Origin of the sequence: uncultured Kiloniella sp., from assembly GCF_937128705.1 — a bacterium.
GTDB lineage: Bacteria > Pseudomonadota > Alphaproteobacteria > Kiloniellales > Kiloniellaceae > Kiloniella.
In genome coordinates this window covers 1-3,295 of record NZ_CAKZMP010000109.1, presented here as the reverse complement: position 1 = coordinate 3,295, position 3,295 = coordinate 1, and the positions used below count along the sequence as shown (strand labels likewise).

The 3,295-nt window shown below is 44.5% G+C and carries 5 protein-coding genes; 4 read left to right on the top strand and 1 reads right to left on the bottom strand.

The features are described 5' to 3' along the window. Nucleotides 1-258, bottom strand: coding sequence for a prolyl oligopeptidase family serine peptidase (locus Q0241_RS06540; protein ID WP_299374949.1), 258 nt, complete (start codon nucleotides 256-258; stop codon nucleotides 1-3). A 189-nt stretch (nucleotides 259-447) separates the two neighbouring features. Between Q0241_RS06540 and Q0241_RS06535 the strand changes: the two genes are divergently transcribed. The 4 genes from Q0241_RS06535 to Q0241_RS06520 form a co-directional block, all read left to right on the top strand. After that, nucleotides 448-981: a PAS domain-containing protein gene (locus Q0241_RS06535; protein ID WP_299374952.1), complete on the top strand. Its 534-nt coding sequence runs from the start codon at nucleotides 448-450 to the stop codon at nucleotides 979-981. Between the two features lie 4 nt (nucleotides 982-985). Next, a complete protein-coding gene (locus tag Q0241_RS06530; RefSeq protein ID WP_299374946.1) occupies nucleotides 986-2,137 on the top strand; it encodes a methyl-accepting chemotaxis protein in 1,152 nt (383 codons plus the stop codon). A 183-nt stretch (nucleotides 2,138-2,320) separates the two neighbouring features. Then, nucleotides 2,321-2,806 carry a YajQ family cyclic di-GMP-binding protein gene (locus Q0241_RS06525; RefSeq protein ID WP_299374943.1) on the top strand — a complete coding sequence of 162 codons (486 nt, stop codon included), beginning with the start codon at nucleotides 2,321-2,323 and terminating at the stop codon, nucleotides 2,804-2,806. 133 nt (nucleotides 2,807-2,939) lie between these two features. Further along, nucleotides 2,940-3,295, top strand: a 356-nt coding sequence (locus tag Q0241_RS06520; RefSeq protein WP_299374940.1) for a peroxidase-related enzyme, incomplete at its 3' end; no start/stop codon positions are given.

Sequence of the window (3,295 nt, the reverse complement as noted above, 5' to 3'; positions counted from 1 at the left end):
TTACTGTAGTTTTGATTTAAAAAATAGTACGGAACCTTCAGCCACTTTCTTTTGGGCTTCTGGGCGAGAAAGTCCATGTCCCACATCTTTAAGAACGATATAGTCCACAGGCTTTCCTTGTTTTTTCATTTCACCTACAAAATTGTCCATCTCCGCTTTCACCGTTCTAATATCATTTTCAGCTTGATAGATTTGTAGGGGAATTTTGATATTCTTCACATGAAAAAGAAAGCCAGCAACACTAGAACAAAATGACATTTCACATACATCTTTTTACATAAAAAATAATGTGAAATTTCACCTTCTTTTTCATAAAAAATTAACATGTGCGGTACCAAAACCTCAGTGCGTTAAACCAGTAAAAGCGAACGATGGGAATCGTCCGTTTTAGTGCTCGCAGTACGACTGGATCTGACCCTATTTTTGCCACCCCTTGCCGAGGTCCACATGAAGGATTTACCCGTTACCAATAAAGAACGCTTTTTTGACAATGATGACATTATTGTCAGCAAGACAGACCTTAAGGGTCGAATTATTTATGCAAATCAAACATTTCTAGACATTGCTGATTACAAAGAAAAAGAGGTTCTTGGTCAGCCACACAGCCTTATCCGCCACCCTGATATGCCTCGATCCGTCTTTAAGCTTCTATGGGATACTCTTCAGAATGGGCAAGAGATTTTCGCTTACGTCAAAAACAGAGCCAAAAATGGGGATCATTATTGGGTAATAGCCCACGTCACCCCCAGCAGAAATGCACAGGGAAAAGTTATCGGCTATCACTCTAACCGGCGGGTTCCTGATCGTGCCGTATTGGATGAAACAATCATCCCTTTGTATCAAGAGTTATTGGCAATTGAACAGAAATCAGATCGTAAAACAGGATTAGAAAATTCTTACACCAAATTAGCCAATGTCCTGCACGATCAAGGAATGGCCTACGACGAATTTATAGCAAATATCATGCGGAAAGCGGGGTAACGGTATGTTTGGAAAGTGTTCAGACAAAGAACTGCAACAAATATTGAATGTATGCACCGCTGTTTCCAACGGAGACTTCGAAGCCCGGATTACCAACATAAAGTCAAAGGGAAAAACTGCTGAGGTTATGCATGCGATTAATCTTATGATTGACCGTACAGATGCTTTTATGCGCGAATCAACAGCTTCGCTAGAATATGTTAGCCAGAATAAATATTATCGACGCATCGCAGAGAAAGGCATGATCGGGTCCTTTGGCGTCGCCAGCCGGACAATTAACGAAGCTATGGATTCAATGGAGAACAAAGTCACGACTTTCTCTGATATTATTGACGAGTTTCAAACCTCTATGGGGTCAATTGTTTCCACGGTTTCTTCTGCTTCGACAGAGCTTAATGCAACATCAGAAACAATGACCAATACGGCTAACCAAACCAGTGAACAAGCCACTGTTGTTGCGGCCGCGGCCGAAGAAGCCTCTGTAAACGTGCAGACCGTCGCATCAGCAGCAGAAGAATTGTCCGGCTCAATTAATGAAATTAACCGACAAGTTCAACATTCTTCTGGCGTAACCATAGAGGCCGTCAAGGAAGCACAAAACACGGCCGAAATGATTTTGACACTCTCAGACTCTTCGCAAAAAATTGGCGAAGTCATGCACTTAATCAAGGATATCGCAGAACAAACCAATTTGCTCGCCTTGAACGCAACAATTGAAGCTGCGCGAGCTGGTGAGGCAGGAAAAGGTTTTGCGGTGGTCGCATCCGAAGTAAAAAATCTGGCAAATCAATCAGCAAAAGCAACCGAAGAAATTGCACAACAAATTTCCGGGGTGCAGGAAGCAACAACAAATGCTGTATCCGCAGTAGATAAAATCAAATCCGTCATTGAACAAATCAACGAAAGTTTTGAAACCATTTCTGCCTCTATCGAGGAACAAGGGTCTGCAACCCGAGAAATTGCCCACAATGTCGATGAAGCCTCTACAGGGACCACAGAAGTAACGACCAACATCCAAAAGGTCACCCAAGGCTCTGTCGAGACGGGCAATGCATCCAAGGACGTCCTAACGGCTTCTTCAGAGCTATCGAAACAAGGGGAAATCCTAAATATCGAAGTGAACCTCTTCCTTGAATCTGTACGCGCCGTTATCTAATAGCGCTTCAAGTATGCCCCAGTCATAAAGTAACGACTTTTATATTTTAACCCCCGTACAGTTCGGCTATTCTGCTTAGCAGCCGAAACATACCGACAGTACGGGGGTTTTATTTCGTTCCGTCACTAGTCGTTCACAACTATTCAATTACAACAGACATAAGTACATAAGGAAGAATTCACGATGCCATCATTTGATATCGTCTCAAAAACCGATATGCCAGAAGTCAACAATGCGCTTGATGGTGTGCGTCGGGAAGTCACCCAGCGCTACGATTTCAAAGGCTCTAGCTGCGAAATTACCATCGAGGGCGAGATCATCACCATTCTTGCCGACGATAATTTAAAGCTGACACAGATGCAGGAACTCCTGAAAGGCCACGTTACTCGCCGCGGTATCGACGCCGCCGCATTGGACTTTGGCAAGGAAGAAGCCGCATCGGGCAACATGGTGCGCCAACAGGTAACGCTTAAACAGGGCATCGACCGCGAACTGGCGAAAAAAATCACCACCGCCGTCAAGCAATCCAAGCTAAAGGTACAAGCCGCCGTTCAGGGCGAAGAAGTCCGCATTACCGGCAAAAAACGTGATGACCTTCAGGGCGCCATCACCATGATCAAGGAACTGAACATCGAACAGCCTCTCCAATTTGAAAACTTCAGAGATTAAGGCTGAGACTAGATAACGTTACGAAAGCCCGGCATTCATGTCGGGCTTTTTTAGCTGATACCAACAACAAGGCGCTCTTCGTTCTCAAATTTCTTATCTGCCCGAATGCACACTTAAATAAGGAAATCTATTGATGTCTTCTCACCCGATTAGCCGCTATCCCGTGCCAGAACTAAATACGCTTCCTGATGATATCAAAGAGAAAATTTTGGCGGTTCAGGAAAAAGCAGGCTTTATTCCCAATGTGTTTTTGGTCCTCGCCCACCGACCAGAAGAATTCCGCGCCTTCTTTGCCTATCATGATGCCTTGATGACTAAAGAGAGCAATCTGAGCCAAGCAGATAGAGAGATGATCATCGTCGCGACTTCCAACGACAATGCCTGCCAATACTGTGTTGTTGCTCATGGCGCTGTTCTACGTATTCGGGCAAAAAACGCCCTAATTGCAGACCAGATCGCCACCAACTATCGCAAAGCCGATATCTCCCC

Bases quoted from the DNA above. Each gene is read 5' to 3' on its own strand.
- Q0241_RS06540 (WP_299374949.1), bottom strand. From the start codon at position 258: ATGTCATTTTGTTCTAGTGTTGCTGGCTTTCTTTTTCATGTGAAGAAT.
- Q0241_RS06535 (WP_299374952.1), top strand. From the start codon at position 448: ATGAAGGATTTACCCGTTACCAATAAAGAACGCTTTTTTGACAATGAT.
- Q0241_RS06530 (WP_299374946.1), top strand. From the start codon at position 986: ATGTTTGGAAAGTGTTCAGACAAAGAACTGCAACAAATATTGAATGTA.
- Q0241_RS06525 (WP_299374943.1), top strand. From the start codon at position 2,321: ATGCCATCATTTGATATCGTCTCAAAAACCGATATGCCAGAAGTCAAC.